The 16,147-nt window shown below is 63.3% G+C and carries 20 protein-coding genes and 1 pseudogene; 10 read left to right on the plus strand and 11 right to left on the minus strand.

Going from position 1 to position 16,147, the window contains the following annotated elements; translation table 11 throughout:
- Positions 1 to 81 precede the first annotated feature (81 nt).
- Positions 82 to 399, plus strand: a complete 318-nt coding sequence (locus tag UB31_RS15725) for a hypothetical protein (protein WP_045011492.1) — start codon at positions 82 to 84, stop codon at positions 397 to 399.
- A 16-nt stretch (positions 400 to 415) separates the two neighbouring features.
- Here UB31_RS15725 and UB31_RS15730 read toward each other — a convergent pair whose 3' ends face one another.
- Together UB31_RS15730 and UB31_RS40440 are read right to left on the minus strand one after the other, a co-directional pair.
- Positions 416 to 865, minus strand: coding sequence for a hypothetical protein (locus UB31_RS15730; RefSeq protein WP_045011493.1), 450 nt, complete (start codon positions 863 to 865; stop codon positions 416 to 418).
- Positions 866 to 1,056: 191 nt separating this feature from the next.
- Positions 1,057 to 1,146, minus strand: a pseudogene (locus UB31_RS40440) ((R)-mandelonitrile lyase); the annotation flags it as partial.
- A gap of 198 nt (positions 1,147 to 1,344) precedes the next feature.
- On the opposite strand from UB31_RS40440, the gene UB31_RS15735 reads away from it, so the two are divergent.
- Positions 1,345 to 1,632, plus strand: a complete 288-nt coding sequence (locus UB31_RS15735) for a hypothetical protein (protein WP_045011494.1) — start codon at positions 1,345 to 1,347, stop codon at positions 1,630 to 1,632.
- Positions 1,633 to 1,684: 52 nt separating this feature from the next.
- Here the strand turns inward: UB31_RS15735 and UB31_RS15740 are convergent, their stop codons facing one another.
- The 6 genes from UB31_RS15740 to UB31_RS15765 all read right to left on the minus strand — a co-directional run bounded on the left by UB31_RS15740 (position 1,685) and on the right by UB31_RS15765 (position 4,683).
- The gene (locus tag UB31_RS15740) at positions 1,685 to 1,975 is read right to left on the minus strand and encodes a hypothetical protein (RefSeq protein WP_045011495.1); all 291 of its coding nucleotides are present in this window, start codon (positions 1,973 to 1,975) and stop codon (positions 1,685 to 1,687) included.
- 20 nt (positions 1,976 to 1,995) lie between these two features.
- Positions 1,996 to 2,433 (minus strand): curlin repeat-containing protein, encoded by a 438-nt coding sequence (locus UB31_RS15745; RefSeq protein WP_283806084.1) that lies wholly within the window; start codon positions 2,431 to 2,433, stop codon positions 1,996 to 1,998.
- An 89-nt stretch (positions 2,434 to 2,522) separates the two neighbouring features.
- The gene (locus tag UB31_RS15750; protein WP_045011496.1) at positions 2,523 to 2,930 is read right to left on the minus strand and encodes a curlin; all 408 of its coding nucleotides are present in this window, start codon (positions 2,928 to 2,930) and stop codon (positions 2,523 to 2,525) included.
- Positions 2,931 to 2,947: 17 nt separating this feature from the next.
- Positions 2,948 to 3,340 carry a curlin gene (locus UB31_RS15755; RefSeq protein WP_045011497.1) on the minus strand — a complete coding sequence of 131 codons (393 nt, stop codon included), beginning with the start codon at positions 3,338 to 3,340 and terminating at the stop codon, positions 2,948 to 2,950.
- Between the two features lie 122 nt (positions 3,341 to 3,462).
- Entirely contained in the window at positions 3,463 to 3,864 is a 402-nt protein-coding gene (locus UB31_RS15760) for a hypothetical protein (RefSeq protein WP_045011498.1), read from the minus strand.
- Positions 3,865 to 4,029: 165 nt separating this feature from the next.
- On the minus strand, positions 4,030 to 4,683 hold the full coding sequence (locus tag UB31_RS15765) for a response regulator transcription factor (RefSeq protein WP_045011525.1): 654 nt from the start codon (positions 4,681 to 4,683) through the stop codon (positions 4,030 to 4,032).
- A gap of 602 nt (positions 4,684 to 5,285) precedes the next feature.
- On the opposite strand from UB31_RS15765, the gene UB31_RS15770 reads away from it, so the two are divergent.
- From UB31_RS15770 to UB31_RS15790, 5 genes are all read left to right on the plus strand, one after another.
- Positions 5,286 to 6,716, plus strand: a complete 1,431-nt coding sequence (locus UB31_RS15770; RefSeq protein ID WP_045011499.1) for an efflux RND transporter periplasmic adaptor subunit — start codon at positions 5,286 to 5,288, stop codon at positions 6,714 to 6,716.
- Positions 6,713 to 7,438, plus strand: coding sequence for an ABC transporter ATP-binding protein (locus UB31_RS15775; RefSeq protein WP_045011500.1), 726 nt, complete (start codon positions 6,713 to 6,715; stop codon positions 7,436 to 7,438). The genes UB31_RS15770 and UB31_RS15775 overlap by 4 nt, the downstream gene beginning before the upstream one ends.
- Positions 7,435 to 8,658, plus strand: a complete 1,224-nt coding sequence (locus tag UB31_RS15780) for an ABC transporter permease (RefSeq protein WP_045011501.1) — start codon at positions 7,435 to 7,437, stop codon at positions 8,656 to 8,658. The genes UB31_RS15775 and UB31_RS15780 overlap by 4 nt, the downstream gene beginning before the upstream one ends.
- Before the next feature lie 53 nt (positions 8,659 to 8,711).
- Positions 8,712 to 9,029: a response regulator transcription factor gene (locus UB31_RS15785; protein WP_045011502.1), complete on the plus strand. Its 318-nt coding sequence runs from the start codon at positions 8,712 to 8,714 to the stop codon at positions 9,027 to 9,029.
- A 305-nt stretch (positions 9,030 to 9,334) separates the two neighbouring features.
- The gene (locus UB31_RS15790) at positions 9,335 to 11,200 is read left to right on the plus strand and encodes an alkaline phosphatase family protein (RefSeq protein WP_045011503.1); all 1,866 of its coding nucleotides are present in this window, start codon (positions 9,335 to 9,337) and stop codon (positions 11,198 to 11,200) included.
- 66 nt (positions 11,201 to 11,266) lie between these two features.
- Here the strand turns inward: UB31_RS15790 and UB31_RS15795 are convergent, their stop codons facing one another.
- On the minus strand, positions 11,267 to 11,839 hold the full coding sequence (locus UB31_RS15795; protein WP_045011504.1) for a hypothetical protein: 573 nt from the start codon (positions 11,837 to 11,839) through the stop codon (positions 11,267 to 11,269).
- A gap of 393 nt (positions 11,840 to 12,232) precedes the next feature.
- Between UB31_RS15795 and UB31_RS15800 the strand changes: the two genes are divergently transcribed.
- On the plus strand, positions 12,233 to 12,892 hold the full coding sequence (locus UB31_RS15800; RefSeq protein ID WP_045011505.1) for a peroxiredoxin: 660 nt from the start codon (positions 12,233 to 12,235) through the stop codon (positions 12,890 to 12,892).
- Positions 12,893 to 12,909: 17 nt separating this feature from the next.
- Here UB31_RS15800 and UB31_RS15805 read toward each other — a convergent pair whose 3' ends face one another.
- The gene (locus UB31_RS15805) at positions 12,910 to 13,305 is read right to left on the minus strand and encodes a DUF2177 family protein (RefSeq protein ID WP_045011506.1); all 396 of its coding nucleotides are present in this window, start codon (positions 13,303 to 13,305) and stop codon (positions 12,910 to 12,912) included.
- Between the two features lie 171 nt (positions 13,306 to 13,476).
- Between UB31_RS15805 and UB31_RS15810 the strand changes: the two genes are divergently transcribed.
- On the plus strand, positions 13,477 to 14,916 hold the full coding sequence (locus UB31_RS15810) for a cryptochrome/photolyase family protein (protein ID WP_082078530.1): 1,440 nt from the start codon (positions 13,477 to 13,479) through the stop codon (positions 14,914 to 14,916).
- Between the two features lie 66 nt (positions 14,917 to 14,982).
- Positions 14,983 to 15,294, plus strand: coding sequence for a hypothetical protein (locus UB31_RS15815; RefSeq protein ID WP_045011507.1), 312 nt, complete (start codon positions 14,983 to 14,985; stop codon positions 15,292 to 15,294).
- A 50-nt stretch (positions 15,295 to 15,344) separates the two neighbouring features.
- On the opposite strand, the gene UB31_RS15820 is transcribed toward UB31_RS15815, so the two are convergent.
- On the minus strand, positions 15,345 to 16,100 hold the full coding sequence (locus tag UB31_RS15820; protein ID WP_045011527.1) for a hypothetical protein: 756 nt from the start codon (positions 16,098 to 16,100) through the stop codon (positions 15,345 to 15,347).
- Between the last annotated feature and the right edge of the window lie 47 nt (positions 16,101 to 16,147).

The raw sequence follows: 16,147 nt of genomic DNA on the forward strand, positions 1-16,147 counted from the left end.
GATTTTTCAAAGCGGTCCGAACACCATTTTCTCGACCATCATTTTTTCGGCAGTCGATATTTTCATTCACGAGAGGATTTCATGACCGAAGCCAGAAGCAACGCCCGCCCTCCTTCGCCCACGGCCGGCGACCTGCCACGCCCTGCACTCGCAGCTGCGCTGGTCCTTGCCGTAGTCGCGGCCTTTGGACTGCACACGCTGTTCGTCTCGGGTCCCGCGATGCGCGAGGCCGCCGGGGCGGAGTTGGTGCGCCTTATTGCGGATGAGGATCGGGATGTCTGCGGACAGTTCGGGATGCGACCGGGCACGGCCCAGTTCACGGCCTGTAGCGGCGAGCTCGCGATCGTCAGGCAGAAGCAGTCCGACCGCGATCACGCGGCCGCGGCAGGTATTCTGTAAACGAAGCGCGCGTCGCTCAGTAGCAGCGCATGATGTTGACGGTGTGCTCGCCGCCGCCGCGGCCGGGCACCGTCACGGACTCCGTCGGACAGCTCGGCACATAGGGCCGGTCGGACGGCACGACGTTCGGCGGGAAGCGATGCGCCCAGTCCCAGGGAACGTCATAGGTGTAGGTGTAGCGCACGTCGTTGGAGATCGGCTGCCCGGCATCGGCGAAAGGTTCGCTGTACGTCGCGCCATCGTTATAGAACCCGCCACCACCCGGCCAGTAGACCCAGGGATTGTTCCGGCCGCGGAACCGCGCGCCAGGCGCGATCGACGGACGTGCTGCGGCCGGCGGCGCGGCAGCGGCCACCACGCCATGCGGCGCAGCACCGCCCGGTCGTGCAAAACTGTCGCTGGAAGCAAGGAGCAGCGCGGCTGCGCTGAGCGAGGCGAGCAACGCCCCATATGATCTGGACATCATGATACGCACCAACTCGTTTGGCTTCGCGATACTGCTCCCCACTGCACGCTAGGCCGGCCCGTCGCCCACCCGCAAACGTATAATTAATTGTTGGTTAAGGCGCGGGATTAACAGAGGCAGCCACGCCTTCCCTGCCCCAAAATCGGTCAGTGCGGCAAATATCCTGACGGTGACGTCATGCGTGCCTCCTCTTACGCCCGGTACTGGTCGTCGGTCACATGCTCGAGCCAATCAACCGCCTTGCCGTCGAGCGCCTCCTGCACTGCGATGTGCCGTGGGCCAAAGCTAGGCCTCTCTCGGCCAAGAGACTAGATGCGAAAACCTGAATGGATTTATCGTGCACGCTAATGAATGGGCCGATTTGCCGTCGCCTCGCGAAGAGCTGATCGCAAGTTGATCGCGAGTTGATCGTGCAATCGGGAACGTCGCCACATTGCGGTCGTTGGCTCCGACAAGACAACAAGAAAAGGAGCATCTCGATGCAACGTCAACTGAAACTCTCGTTCCTGATCGCCGCAACGCTCGTCGCGGGTACTGCCGCCGCATCGGCGCAAACCTACGATCGGTTCGGCAATCCTGTCGGGTGGCAACGGACCGCGCCGGCATATCAACCGGTTCAGCCCCGGGTGATGTACTATCCCGGCACGGCGGGACCGTATGGCGCGCTCAACGGCACCAATCATCCGACGCCGAGCTCGACGCAGGGTGACGTCGGCCCCGACGGCAACAACAACGGCACACTAACCGGCAGCTACCGGAACTGGTAAGCCCGGCTCGATCGGAGATCCATCGTCCTCGCGGACGGTGGGCCTTCGCGCGTCAGCGACCCTGCTGCTTGCGCAGCCAATCCAGCATGTCCTGGGCGTTTCCCGTGCCCTGCGACACGATCGCGGTGTTTCCGCCACTGCGGCGATAGACCGTGGTGCGGCCCGGCTCCTTGTCGACCTTAACCTCGGCCTGCGCCGGATCGCCGCTCTGCGTGATGATTGCTGTTCCGTTTTCGTCCTGGATCACGGTGGTATGGCCGTCGCCGGTCTCGCCGGCCCCGGCCGGTGCCATCGCAATTGCGGTCATGAGGCTCATTCCGGAAGCGAGCAGGAGGAATTTCATGTCATACCTCTTCGTCTCGATCAGCGTGCGAACTGGAATATGGCCAGCCAGTTGAAACGTCCAAACTGCCTGACGGACCCCGTATTCATGTCACCGACCTGGAGCAGTAACGCATTGGTCGAGTTGCCGACCTGGGTAATATCGGCGATGTTGCTCACGCCCGACTGGCCAATCAGCGCATTGGTGGTGTTGCCGACCTGGATGATGTCGACATAGTTACGTGTCCCGTTCTGGACAATCGTCGCATCCACGGTGCCAGTTCCGATCTCGATCACCCGGGCGATATTGATACGACTGTTCTCCACGATCGTGACCGGCTGCGGGTTATTACCGAACTCCACGACCGTTTCGATGCTCACGTTCCTGTTGGTCCCGAAAGGCTGCGCGAACCCGCCCATGGATGGCGATGGCCTGGATCCTGCCGATGCCTCGGACGCAACGCTGATCGCTGCGGACATCGCCGCCAATGCCAAGAGCTCTCTACCGTATCTCATGGCCTCCCCCATCAACACTTCACATTTCCGACGACGGCCTGGCCGCGCGCGTCTTACGGACTGGTCTGGATCACCGTCGATGAGTTGACGGCGCCGAATTGCGCGATCGCCCCCGTATTCATGGTGCCGAGCTGAGACACCATGCTCGTCGCCGACTGGCCAGTTTGGCCGACGAAGGCAAAATTGTTCACACCGACCTGCCCGACCGACGCCGAATTCGTTCCGCCGAATTGCAGGATGCCGGTGGCGTTGTTGGTGCCGTTCTGGACGACGGTCGCACTGGTGCTGCCGCCGATCATGAACACGCCTGCCGCGTTGAGCTGGCTGTTCTGATTCAGCACGACGGGCGGCCCGCCGATGGACACGATGGTCTTCATGTCCATGCTCTGCGCGCCGGCCGGTCCGGCAGCGCAACCGAGCGCGAGAAGCGCGACACAAGCGACGCCTGGAATACATTTCATGACATGCCTCACCGCGGCTACGGAGCTTGCTGGAGAATCGTCGAGCCGTTCAGGATTCCGAGCTGGGCTACGCCGGCCGCGTTGTTCGCGCCGATCTGCCCGATCAGGCTCGAATTCGAGCCGCCGGCCTGCCCCGCCAGCGCCGTGTTGGTCGCGGTCGCGGTGGTGCCGCCCTGCCCGATCACCGAAGTATTGACGGTGATGAGCGAGCCCATCTGGAGCGTCGTCGCGGTGTTGGTTGCACCGAACTGCATGGTCGTGGCGCTGTTGCTGGTGCCGCCGCTCTGGGAGATGAAGGAATTGTTGGTTGCGCCGAATTGCAACACGCTGGCCGAGTTGCCGGCCTGGGCATCGAGAGCAGTGAGCAAGCTGAATGCGACGGTTGTCGCGACGAGAAATTTGGTTCGCATGTCATTTCCTCCGCGGAAGCCGGCGAACGACCCCTCATTTGGTCGACGGGCCCCGATTGCGGTTCTTTCGAGAATGGCCCGGACGCGCCGAGTCGTGACGCGTCCGACCACACGGGGCTGGTTCAGTGCGCCGTCTGCGAGACGCCGCTGGTGTTGACGCCGAACACGCTGATCTGAGCGATGCCGGCGGCGTTGTTCTGGAGCGCCGGCGGCCCGAACGAATTCTGCGTGACGGAGCTGCCGTTGTTGCCGAAGGCCACCTGGCCGGTGCTGGACGAGTTCTGGATGCCGGCCTGGTTCACGGTGCTGGCGTTGTTGAGCGAGGCCGAGCTTGCGCCTTGCAGGGTGGTCTGACCGTTCAGGAGGCCGACCTGCGTGGTCGACGAGCTGTCATTGGTGAGCCCGTTCTGCGTGGTGCTCGAGGAGTTGATGACGCCGAGCTGCACCGTGGTCGAGGTGTTGGCGGCCTGAGCCGCGGAAGACAGAGCGAGCACGGCAACGGAAGCAAAAAACAATTTGCGCATGGAGTATCCCTTTCTGGCCTAGTTGTCTGGCTGGTTTCAGATGCCGGTCTTGGAGGAGGTCGACATCGTGGGATCACTCTGAACCGATCGTTCTCCCTGCGACAGACTGCAGTTCATGCTAATCGGTACGGACTAGACGTTGTGCGGCATCTCGCCGCTCGCAGCCTAGGCTTGCGACTGTCCTGCAGCACTCCGCGCCGTCTCCTGCGCCATACTGTCGATCAATCTCGCCACTTCGATCGGCGAGCGCAGCTCGAGCTTTCGCATCATCCTGGCGCGATGCACCTTGACCGTCACTTCGCTGAGCTGGAGCTTTGCTGCGATCTGCTTGGCGACCAGCCCTTCGGCCATCAGCTGCATGATCTCTCGCTCCCGTACCGTCAGCGTCTCGACGCGCTGGCGTGCCCCGCGCACTGTGTCCTCGCGCTCCATCCGCCTGCGATCGCGGTCGATGCCGTGTCTGATCGCATCGAGTATCTCCTGTTCGCGGAAAGGCTTTGGCAGAAACTCGACCGCGCCGCGCTTCATGGCTTCGACGGAGACACGGACGTCTGAATGACCGCTGATGAAAACGATCGGTATGGGTACGCCCGATTCAGCGAGCCTGCGTTGAAGCTCCAGCCCGGTCGGCGACGTGCCGGGAAAGCGGACGTCGAGCACGAGGCATGACGGTCCACCGGAAAGACTCTCGGTGAGGAACTCGTCCGTCGAGGCAAACAACCTCACCTGATGCCCAGTTTCCTCGCAGAGGCTGCCAATCGCATTTCGTATCTGCACTTCGTCATCAACAACATAAACTGTGGCTTGATTTGAACTCATTGCAGTACGCTCCCGGACTTGGCGCTCGATGATCCAGCAACGAGCCATCCATTGTTCTTGCAAGCGATAACAAGGTGCTTGAATGCATCGGCGAGAAGCGGTCGAGTCGCGTCGGCCGACCGATGCGAGGTCTTACGGCCTCCACGCGCTGAAGACGAGTGAAGGCGTTCACATATCGGGCTTCGTGATCCCGGGGAGTTGACGTCGCCATCTGCGGCGTCACGGTGAGGCGCCGTGTCGGGAATGCGGCAATCAGGCGTCGCGGCCGAGATATCGCCAGCTGCGTCATGGCGTCGCTACTCATGCGCCGAGCTGAACTCCGTCGGGCAGCCACGTGGGCAAAACCAGACGGGACGTTCAGCCAGCTTGTCGAGTTCGATACCGCGCGCATCTTTTCGATACGCCTCGTATGCGTTCCGCGCAAATCACGAAAAGTCGCACCCCGCCGACCTTACTTCTGGATCATGGAGCGCACCCGTCCGTCACCCCATCAACGACGACATATCATCGAGACAGCAGGCATTACCCCGGACGAAATACAACCATAGCGCGTTATTCGGCATTTCCGCCAACATAGTCATTTCAAGAAGGCGGGTTTTGATATGCGATTTGTGCCAGTCATTGTGCTGTTTGGAACTGCATGCGGCCTCGCCACAATCTACGGCGCGGCACCTGACGTCGTCGCGGGCGCTGCCGGGAGCGCCGCGGAGGGCGCGAGCCGTGCCTATGAGTCGACGAGGCAGTTCCTCAAGCCCGCCGGCGGCGAAACCCCGACCTTCGGGTCGGATGCGCCATTGTTCCGCTACGCTGCAATTCAGCGCGGCAGCATCGAGCAGACTGTCACCGTCACGGGCGCCCTGCAACCCGTCAAGACGATCGAGGTCGGCTCGCAACTGTCCGGGCAGCTCGCCCGCGTCTATGTCGACTTCAACGACACCGTCAGCAAGGACCAGCCGCTTGCCTTGATCGATCCCCGCAGCTTCGCCGCCAAGGTCGACGAAGCCAAGGCGGCGCTGGCGGTCGCCGACTCCTTCGTGGACATCGAGCGAGCCAAGCTCGATCGCGCCAGGATCGATCTGCAAAACGCCAAGGGCAGTAGGGACGTGCTCGCCGCCAAGCTCGACAGCGCCCAGGCGGTCAAGGCCTCGGCGCAGAAGACCTTGCAACGCAAGCTGGCGCTCCAGTCGCAAAATGTCGTGGCAACCTCAACGGTCGACGACGCGCAGACGGAGTTCACCGCACGCGTGGCCCAGGAGCGCGAGGCCGAGGTCCTCATGTCTCTGAATATCTACGCCGTCGACGGCGCGCAGGCCGACGTCCGCCGGATCGAGGCCGAGCTGGACCAGGCCCGAATGGCGGTGCCGGAGAAGGCCGCCGTCCTTGCGGCGGCCCAGGCCGATCTCGACCGCACGGTGATCCGCTCGCCGATCGACGGCGTCGTGGTCGGCAGGTTCGTCAATGAAGGCCAGACGCTGGCGGTTGGCCTCGAATCCCGCACCACCTTCGTGGTCGCCCACCGTCTGGAGGACATGGAAATCCACGCACAGGTCGACGAAGCGGATATCGGGCGCATCGCTGCCGGCCAGCGGGCTCACTTTACGGTGGATGCCTATCCTGACCGCCGCTTCGAGGCGGCGGTGCGGCAGGTGCGCAAGGCGCCGCAGAACCAGCAGCACGTAGTCACCTACACCGTCGTGCTGTCGACCACGAACCTCGACGGCGCGCTGCTCCCCGGAATGACCGCGCTCGTGAAGATCGTGATCGAGCAGCAGGACAACGTGCTGAAAGTGCCGCTGGCCGCGCTGCGCTTCCAGCCCTCGGGCGCGCGGGCAGACACGGCCCCCGGTCGCAGCGGCGTCTGGGTACGTACCGTCAGTGGCGCGCTTCAGCGTATCGCCGTGACCGTCGGCGCGGCGGGCACCGAACAGGTCGCGCTCAAGAGCGGAGAGCTCGTCGAAGGCAGCCAGGTCGCCATCGGACAGGCGATCCGGCCGGCCGGCATGGAATTTCTCGGCATCAGGTTCGGATCATGACAGCCACCCTGCCCCTCATCAGCCTCCGATCGGTCGGCAGGACCTACCGCACGGACGGGATCGCGGTCACGGCGGTGCGCAATGTCAGCTTCGACATCGATCAGGGCGAGATCCTCGCCGTCATGGGACCGTCCGGTTCCGGCAAGTCCACGCTGATGAACATGATCGGGTTGCTCGACCTCCCGAGCGAGGGCGCGATCTATCTCGAGGGCGCCAATGTCGCCGACCTCTCCGAAGACCGCAGGTCGACCTTGCGCGCCCGCAGCATCGGCTTCGTGTTCCAGTCCTACAATCTGCTCGCGCGCCATAACGCGATCGAGAACGTCGCCCTGCCGCTGGTCTACGGCGGCGTCGGCCACAAGGAGCGCCTCGCGCGCGCCGAGCAGAGCCTGGAAGCTGTCGGCATGCTGCACCGGGCACATCACTTTCCGCGACAGCTGTCGGGCGGCGAGCAGCAGCGCGTCGCGATCGCGCGCGCGCTGATCGCCTCCCCGCTGATCGTGCTCGCGGACGAGCCGACCGGCGCACTCGACAGCCGCACCGGCGCCGAGATCCTGGCGCTGTTCGCGGCACTCAACCAGACCGGCCAGACCATCGTGATGATCACGCACGATCCCGGCATCGCGACCCAGTGCCGGCGCACCATCCGCCTGCATGACGGCGAGCTCGTCGGCGACGAAACGCAGATCCCGTTGCTGCCGAAACGGAGCGTTGCGTCATGACGATGCTCCAGGGCTTTCAGATCGCTCTACACGCCTTGCGCCTCAACCCGCTGCGCAGCTTCCTCACCATGCTCGGCATCGTGATCGGCGTTGCATCGATCGTGACGGTTTTCGCGATCGGCGCCGGCGCGCAGTTGCGGCTCCAGGAGCAGATCCGCTCTATCGGCGCCAATGTGCTGATGATCACGCCGGGCGCAGTCTACCAGGGCGGCGTACGCCTCAAGGACGGCAGCAAGCTGACGATGACCGAAAGCGACGTCCAGGCCATCCTCGAGCAGATTCCGGAAATCCAGGCCGCGGCCGGCTCCATCGCCGGAACGGCGCAGGTCATCCATGAGGGCAAGAACTGGAACACAACGATCAATGGCACCACGACCGGGCACTTCATGGTGCGCGACTGGCAGCTCGCGTCCGGACGCTACTTTTCCAACGCCGAAGAGGCCGCCGCCGGAAAAGTCGTGATCCTCGGAAGCACGGTCGCCAGCGAACTGTTCGCACCAGGCGATGATCCCATTGGCGCGCAGATCAGGATCATGAAGGTTCCGCTCGAAGTGATCGGCGTGCTCGATCGCAAGGGTCCCGCACAGGATGATGTCGCCTTTGTCCCCCTCACCACGGCCAAGCTCCGCTTCCTCGGCAGTGCCAGCAACATCAACCGTGACTCAGTCGCCTATATCATCGCCAAGGTGGCCGCCGACGGTAAGATGGCGGGCGCGCGATCGGAAATCGAAAGCCTGCTGCGGCAGCGCCACCGGGTCCTTGCCGGCCAGGAAGACGACTTCAAGGTCCAGGATCCGGCCGCCGCCATGGAGGCGCAGCAGGGTGCGGTCCGCACCGTGGCGCTTCTGCTCGTCGCCATCGCCTCGGTCTCGCTGCTCGTCGGCGGCATCAGCATCATGAACGTCATGATGGTGTCGGTGACCGAGCGTACCCGGGAAATCGGCATCCGCCGGGCGCTCGGCGGGCGGATGCGGGACATTCGTCTCCAGTTTCTCTGCGAAGCGCTCGTGCTCTGCCTGCTCGGCGGCGCCATCGGCGTCCTCGGCGGCGTCACGCTGTCGATGACGGTCGCGCGCATGGCCGGGTGGATCACGTCGATCGATGGCGAAGCAATTGCACTGGCCCTCGCCTTTTCAATCGCGACCGGCCTCATCTTTGGTTTTTATCCTGCACACAAGGCGTCCAAGCTCAGTCCAATCGAGGCGCTCAAGACGGAGTGAGAACATGCTGGGGTGGCCACAACATCAAACCAAAGGCCAGGGAGGAACAAGTCATGAGCCCGGATCCGAAAGATTTGATCACACCGACGCCGCGTGAGCGCGAGCTGATGATGCTCATCGCGCGCGGATTGCAGAACAAGAACATCGCCTTCGAGCTCAAGATCTCGGAGAACACGGTGCGGGCGCATATCGGCAACATCATGCGCAAATACCGTCTCCATAACCGAACCCAGATCGCGATCATCTTCGCGCTCCAGGCTGCGCCGCCATCGCTACGCCGCGACCTAGCCAATGCCAAAGGCTATCCGGCGACGGCGAAGCCCGCGCAGGCGCTTGTACTAAATTCACGAGTGCAGACCGCGCCGGAATGACGGCCGACCCGCCGCTTTGCTGCGCGCCGGGACGACGACCCGAATGCTGAATAGTTTTTGACAATTAGAATTCAAAAATTTTGTTTCGACGACACATTTCAACCAGGAAGCCGCTCGGACCGCCCCTGCGGATCTGGATCGCTCCGCCGTCGGCGCAAGGCAGACCGTGGCAACAAGGTCACCCTCACTGCACCTCTTGCACAGCCGGCCGCTCTTGTAACAAAACCGTCATACAGGAAAACTAAACGAAGGCGGCGGCCGCGGTCGGCCGCCAAGCCGCCTCATCGCAGGCAGGGAGAGATTTGATGCGCCGCTCACTGGTGTTGCTGTCCGCCGGACTGACAGTCTTGTCCACCGGACTTTCCAACGGACTTGCCACCGCCCAGAACAACACCCCCCGCAACCTGATCCTGTTCATCCCGGACGGGCTGCGCGCGCTGAAGGTCACGCCCGAAACGGCGCCGGCAATGGCCGAGGTCCGCGACAAGGGCGTCAACTTCAAGAACTCGCACTCGCTGTTTCCGACCTTCACCATGGCCAATGGCTCGGCGATGTCGACCGGCCATTATCTCGGCGACACCGGCGTGTTCTCCAACACGATCTGGACCAACTACACCTCCGGCCCCGCCGGCGACACCGTCGTCCCCTTCATCGAGAACGACGCCGTGCTCGGTGACATCGACGAGCATTTCAAGGGCGACTACCTCAACGAGGAGACCGTCCTGAAGCTGGCCCGCGACAAGGGCCTGAGCACGGCCGCGATCGGCAAGGTCGGCCCCACCTACCAGTGGGACCACACCGATCATCCGGAGAAGCCGGGCCAGCACTCGATCGTGATCGACGACTCGACCGGCGGCAAAGCTGGCGTCGCGCTGTCTGACGAAATGAAGGACGCGCTGACCAAGGCGGGCCTGGCGCTGGCCACCCCCAGCCGTGGCGACAACGGCAAGGCGGGCGATGCCAAGACGCCCGGCACCACCACGGCCAACATTGTGCAGCAGGCCTACTTCGCCGATGTCGCCACCAAGGTGGTGCTGCCGATGTTCAAGGCGCGCAACAAGCCGTTCGTGCTGGTGTTCTGGTCGCGCGACCCGGACGGCACCCAGCATAACCAGGGCGACAGCCTCAACCAGATTATGCCGGGCATCAACGGTCCGAGCACGATGGCGAGCATCAAGAATGTCGACAACAACCTCGCCCAGATCCGCAAGGCGCTGGACGAGCTGGGGCTTGCCGCCAACACCAACATCATGATCCAGGCCGACCACGGCTTCTCGACCATCTCCAAGGAGAGCAAGACCAGCCCCTCGGCCAAGGTCAGCTATGACGACACGCCGAAGGACTTTTTGCCGATGGGCTTCCTCGCCCTCGATCTGGCCAAGGCGCTCGACCTGCCCCTGTTCGACCCCAACGACAAGAACGCCGCCGTCACTGGCAACGCGCACCCAAAGGCCGGCAACGGCGTGCTCGGCAAGGATCCGACCAAGCCTGACCTCGTCATCGCCACCAATGGCGGCTCGGACCTGATCTATCTCCCGAACAGGGACAAGAAGCTGGCGGCGAAAACCGTCAAGGCGCTGCTCGAGCAGGACTACGTCTCCGGCATGTTCGTCGACGACTCGCTCGGCCGTTTCCCCGGCACCCTGCCGCTGTCGAGCATCAATCTGCGCGGCAAGGCGGCGACGCCGACACCGGCAATCGTCGTCAACTTCCGCTCCTATGCCAGCGAATGCGGCGAGGCGCCGACCAACTGCTCGGTGCAGGTCGCCGACACCGTGCTGCGCCAGGGCCAGGGCATGCATGGCAGCTTCAGCCGCGGCGACACTTTCAACTTCATGGCTGCGATCGGGCCGGACTTCAAAGCCGGCTTCGTCAACGAGCTGCCGGTCAGCAATGCCGACGTCGGCATGACGGCCGCCCAGCTGCTCGGCCTGCGCGGCTCGCAGAACGGCGGCCTGGTCGGCCGGGTGATGTCGGAGGCGCTGCCCAACGGCATCGTGCCGAAGGCGTACAAGGCCGTCGAGAAGTCGAAGATGTCCGAGAACGGCCTTCAGACCGTGCTCAACGTCCAGCGCGTCGGCAGCCAGCGTTATTTCGACACCGCCGGCTTCCCCGGCCGCACGCTTGGCCTGGAGCCGGACGCCGGCAAACAAAAAACGGCGGGGAAATAACCCCGCCGCTTTCTCTCGCGCCTCGCAAGGGGCGCGGGAATTCTAAACCTTACATTCCCAGATCTTTTACATTCCAATGTCGAACACGTTCGGCAATTGGCCCGCCAGAGGCAGCGCGGTGGCGCCCAGGAAGGTCGCCACCATCGCCATCAGGCGGCGGTTGTTCTGGCGCTTGCCGCGCATCTGGCCGGCAATCCACTCCAGCATCTCGCTGTTGACCTTCGAGGCATAGGACGGCGCCCAGCTCTCGATGTCGGTGTCCTGCGCCAGCGCGACGCTGCGCGGCGGCACCTTCAGGCCGGAGGCGCTCGCAGCGTAGTGAGCCACGGCCTTGGCCAGGAGGTCGTCGAACCGGCCACCATCGGTGCGCTCGGTTGCGGCTTCGTTGATCTCGAACAGCGCTTCGGCCTCGCCGCGGCTGATCGGCTGGTCGTTGACGGCTGTGGCTGTCAGGATGCGGGCGCACCAGGCGGTGTCATCGGCATCGATGGAGCGGGAAAAGTGCACCCGGCCCTTGGTGGTCGGGCCTTCGCCCGTGATCACGCCGTCGCGCACGATGGAGAGTGCATGCGCCGCGGTATCGCGGCAGGAAGGTTCGAGGGACGGCGACTCAACTGACTTCGGCAGTGCGGCAGACATAGTTCACTTCCAGATTTCTTCTGATCGACCAGCATTTTCATGCGGGCGTAAAGGGGTGGTTAATGATTCGATACGGGGATCGCGACTTTTCTTGATGGTTGCCAATTGGTCGCTATCAGGACCATTTTGGTTTCCATCAAACGTCGGGCGAGCGTGATGCGGGTCATAAACGGCTTTATCGGGGCAATCGAGACCGTGTGGCCCCGGTGGAGATGTTTCGCCGCAGGCGCCGCTGTAACAGAAAGGTGCTAGAAAATCGGCCCTTCAGGGAAGGAATTCACATTTTACTTGAAGCGGTTCACTTGACGTTCACTTGGGGTCGCCGAGCCCCTATAATGGCTGCGACGGCCAAAAACGAATTCCCAAGCAAATTCAATGCGATGAGGTAGAACCATGACACTTCCGATCGGCACCACCGCCCCCGACTTCGAAGCCGAGACCACTGAAGGGAGGATCAAGTTCCACGACTGGATCGGCAACAGCTGGGCGCTGCTGTTCTCGCACCCGAAGGACTTCACGCCGGTTTGTACGACCGAGCTCGGCGCGCTGGCCCGGCTGAAGCCGGAATTCGACAAGCGCGGCGTCAAGCTGATCGGCCTGTCGGTCGATCCGATCGACCGCCACGCCAAGTGGGCGGAGGACATCAAGGAGACGCAAGGCGCAGCCCCCAACTATCCGTTGATCGGCGACACCGATTTCAACGTCTCGAAGCTCTACGAGATGCTGCCCGCCTCGACCTCGGGCGATCCCCTCACCCGGACGCCTGCCGACAACCAGACCGTCCGCAACGTCTTCATCATCGGGCCGGACAAGAAGATCAAGCTGGTGCTGGTCTATCCGATGACTACCGGCCGCAACTTCCAGGAAATCCTGCGCGTGATCGACTCGCTTCAGCTCACCGCCAAGCATCGCGTCGCAACCCCGGCCGACTGGACGCAGGGCGAGGATGTCATCATCGCCGGCTCGGTCTCCAACGACGAGGCCAAGACGATCTACCCGCAGGGCTGGAAAGAGCCGAAGCCCTACATCCGGATCGTGCCGCAGCCGAAATAACGGCCCAAAGTGACGGCTTACGCCGTCAACCGGTCCGCCAGCAACAGACCCGCGGTCGATGAGACCGCGGTCACCACCGCGCCCCAGCCGACGTCGACGAACGCGACCGACCAGCTCCAGTGCTTGAGCAGCGCCAGCGCGGTGAGATCGAACGTCGCATAGCAGAACAGCCCGAACAGCGCGCCGTAAGCCAGCGTCGACTGCCATGTCGCGCCGGGCGCGCCGCTGACGAAGATCAGCACGCCTACGACATAGAGCAGGTAGAACAGCGCGGCTGGCACCGGTTTGAGCTCGCCCAGCATGTCGCCGACCTCAGCGGTGAAAAAGCCCTTGGCGACCAGGCCGAGGAACAGGAAATCCAGTCCCACCAGCACGATCAGGGTTGCGACATACAGGACGACGATGCGGTTCACTGGCGGCCTCCCTGCCCGCAGCTCATGCGGACAGTCGTAAGGATCCCATCAAATACGACGTAGAGGATGAGCGGTTTCAAGCCGAATGCAGGGCCTCGATCGTGGCACGCATGAAACTCTGTCGATGGGTCCCGTATATTCATAACCCGCTCAACGAGGCCATCCGCAATCATGCCAAGCGCGCCGCCCATCATCGTCTGGTTCCGCGATGACCTCCGCCTGTCCGACCATCCCGCTCTGCATGCCGCCGCCAAAACCGGCGCGCCGGTGATCTGCCTCTATGTCCTGGATGACGCGGCCGGGCGTGGGCCGGGCGATGCGGCGCGCTGGTGGCTGGCACAGTCGCTGCGGGCGCTTGGCGCCGACCTCGTAACGCGTGGCGGATCGCTGATCCTGCGCAAGGGACCGGCGGCCAAGGTGATACCGAGCGTGGCGGGTGAAAGCGGCGCCGGCGCCGTCTATTGGAATACGGTCGCTCAGGCTCCGCATCAGGCCGTCGAGAAACAGCTCGAAGCAGCACTGGCAAAGCTCGGCGTGGACTCGCAAACCTTCCCCGGCGACCTCCTCGCCCCGCCCTCCGCGATCCGCAACAAGGAGGGGCGCGGCTTGCGCGTGTTCACGCCGTTCTGGCGCCGCGTTCTGGCGCTCGGCGACCCGCCAAAACCCCTGCCCGCTCCGAAGGAGCTGCGCCCCGGACCGAAGGTCGCCAGTGATGCGCTTGAGGCATGGAAGCTCGAGCCGACCAAGCCCGACTGGGCGAGTGGCCTGCGGGAGAGCTGGACGCCGGGTGAAGCCGCCGCCCGCGCGCACCTCCGCGACTTCCTCAAGCATATCGCTCGCAGCTACGTCGCCGACCGCGACCGCCCGGGCCGGGAGGGTACCTCTCACCTGTCGCCGCATCTGCGGTTCGGCGAGCTCAGCCCGCGCCAGGTGTGGTACGCTGCGCGCTTCGCCGCGGCCGAGGATCCGGCACTCGGCCCCGGCATTGAAAAATTCCTGAGCGAGCTCGGCTGGCGGGAATTCTGCCGCCACCTCCTCCACGACCACCCGAACCTCGCCACCGAAAACCTGCAAGCCAGCTTCGATGACTTCCCCTGGAAGCCGGACAAGAAGGCGCTCGCCGCCTGGCAGCGCGGTCACACCGGTTACCCGATCGTCGATGCCGGCCTGCGCGAGCTCTGGCACACGGGGGTGATGCACAACCGGGTCCGGATGGTCGTCGCCTCCTTCCTGGTCAAGCATCTCCTGATCGACTGGCGCGACGGCGAAGCCTGGTTCTGGGACACGCTGGTCGATGCGGATGCCGGCAGCAATCCCGCCAACTGGCAATGGGTCGCCGGCTGCGGTGCCGACGCAGCGCCCTACTTCCGCGTGTTCAATCCGCTGCTCCAGGGCGAGAAATTCGACCCCGACGGATCCTATGTCCGGCGTTGGGTGCCGGAGCTGAAAGACCTGCCGGCGAAGCTCATTCACCAGCCTTGGCAGGCGACGCCGATCGAGCTGGCGAGTACCGGAATCACCCTCGGCAAGACCTATCCGCAGCCCATCGTCGATCATGCCAAAGGGCGCGAGCGCGCGTTAGCCGCCTACGCAAAGATCCGCAAAGGTTGAGCACTGCTTTGACACAAATTCGAAACCCGCTATCGTCATCGCTCTATTCAAACATTGGGGGACGATATGGACGACGACAAGCCGATCACCGAACAGGTGATGGAGACGATGACCACCGCCGTGGAAGCGACCAAGGAAGCCGCAGTCACCGCCGTGAAGAAGGTGAAGAAAGCCGCCAAGAAGGTCGCGAAGAAAGTAGCGCCGAAGAAGGCAAAGAAGGCTTCCAAGAAGAAGGCCGCAAAGAAGTCGGCGAAGAAGGCAGCCAAGAAGAGCGTGAAAAAGGCAGCCAAGAAGACTTCAAAGAAAACTGCAAAGAAAGCTGCGAAGAAGACCACCAAGAAGAAGGCCAAAAAAGGCCAAGCGCTGATCGCAGCTTGAGAGCAAGTCTCCGGGTGCGGGCGCGCCCGGAGATGTCTCCCCAACATACCCTACCCTCGCCGTTTGGATGCACGCCGACCAGGATGATGGACCCCTTGCGGATCGCGAAATTCGCTGCGATGGCCGCGCCGATCCTCCTTGGAGAAGCGCCGCCGCTTCTCGGGTGACCCAAACGCCCTGATCAATTTCCGGCCGTTGACCTTCTTGATGACGTAGCCGCCCTCGGTCATCGAGAACGGTGCCTTCAGCGTTCCCTTGTGGTCAAATTTGGTGCCGCGGGGATGCTTGAACGGCTCGAACCAGGACGGATAGACGAAGTTCGACATATCGAAGCCGCCGACGCGAAAGGAGTCCTCCTCCACGGCGTCGCAGACCTCATAGGCATATTGCGTATTCGGGTTCTTGTCGGCCCAGAGATTGGCCATGGGGTCGAGCACCATCTCGAACAGCTCGTGCGAGGCCGCCAAGCTGACGGGCTCGCCACCCAGCGCCTTGACGAAGATCTTCGAGATCGGCTGGCCACGATGCGTCAGCTCGTGGCGTCCGAGCATGTTCTTGTGGGAGGCGTCGTCGAAATAGACGAGCTGCCAGTCGGTGGGCTTCGGCTTGCGGGTGACGTAGAGATCGACCGGATAGCCCCACACCGGCAGGAAGTGCTCGTCGTAGCATTTCTGGAGCGCCGCGGTGAGCTTGCCCATCGTCCGGTCGTCGATCTCCTCCCCGGCGTAGTTGACGCAGGCAATCCGGACCGGCTTCATGGACCTGCCGAGCAATGCCCGCCTGGCTCTCTTCTTGGCCTTCTTCATGGAAATCACCGTGCCGAAAGGGAAACTGAAATGCGGCGAGCCTAGCA

It is taken from the genome of Bradyrhizobium sp. LTSP849 (genome assembly GCF_000938255.1).
GTDB lineage: Bacteria > Pseudomonadota > Alphaproteobacteria > Rhizobiales > Xanthobacteraceae > Bradyrhizobium.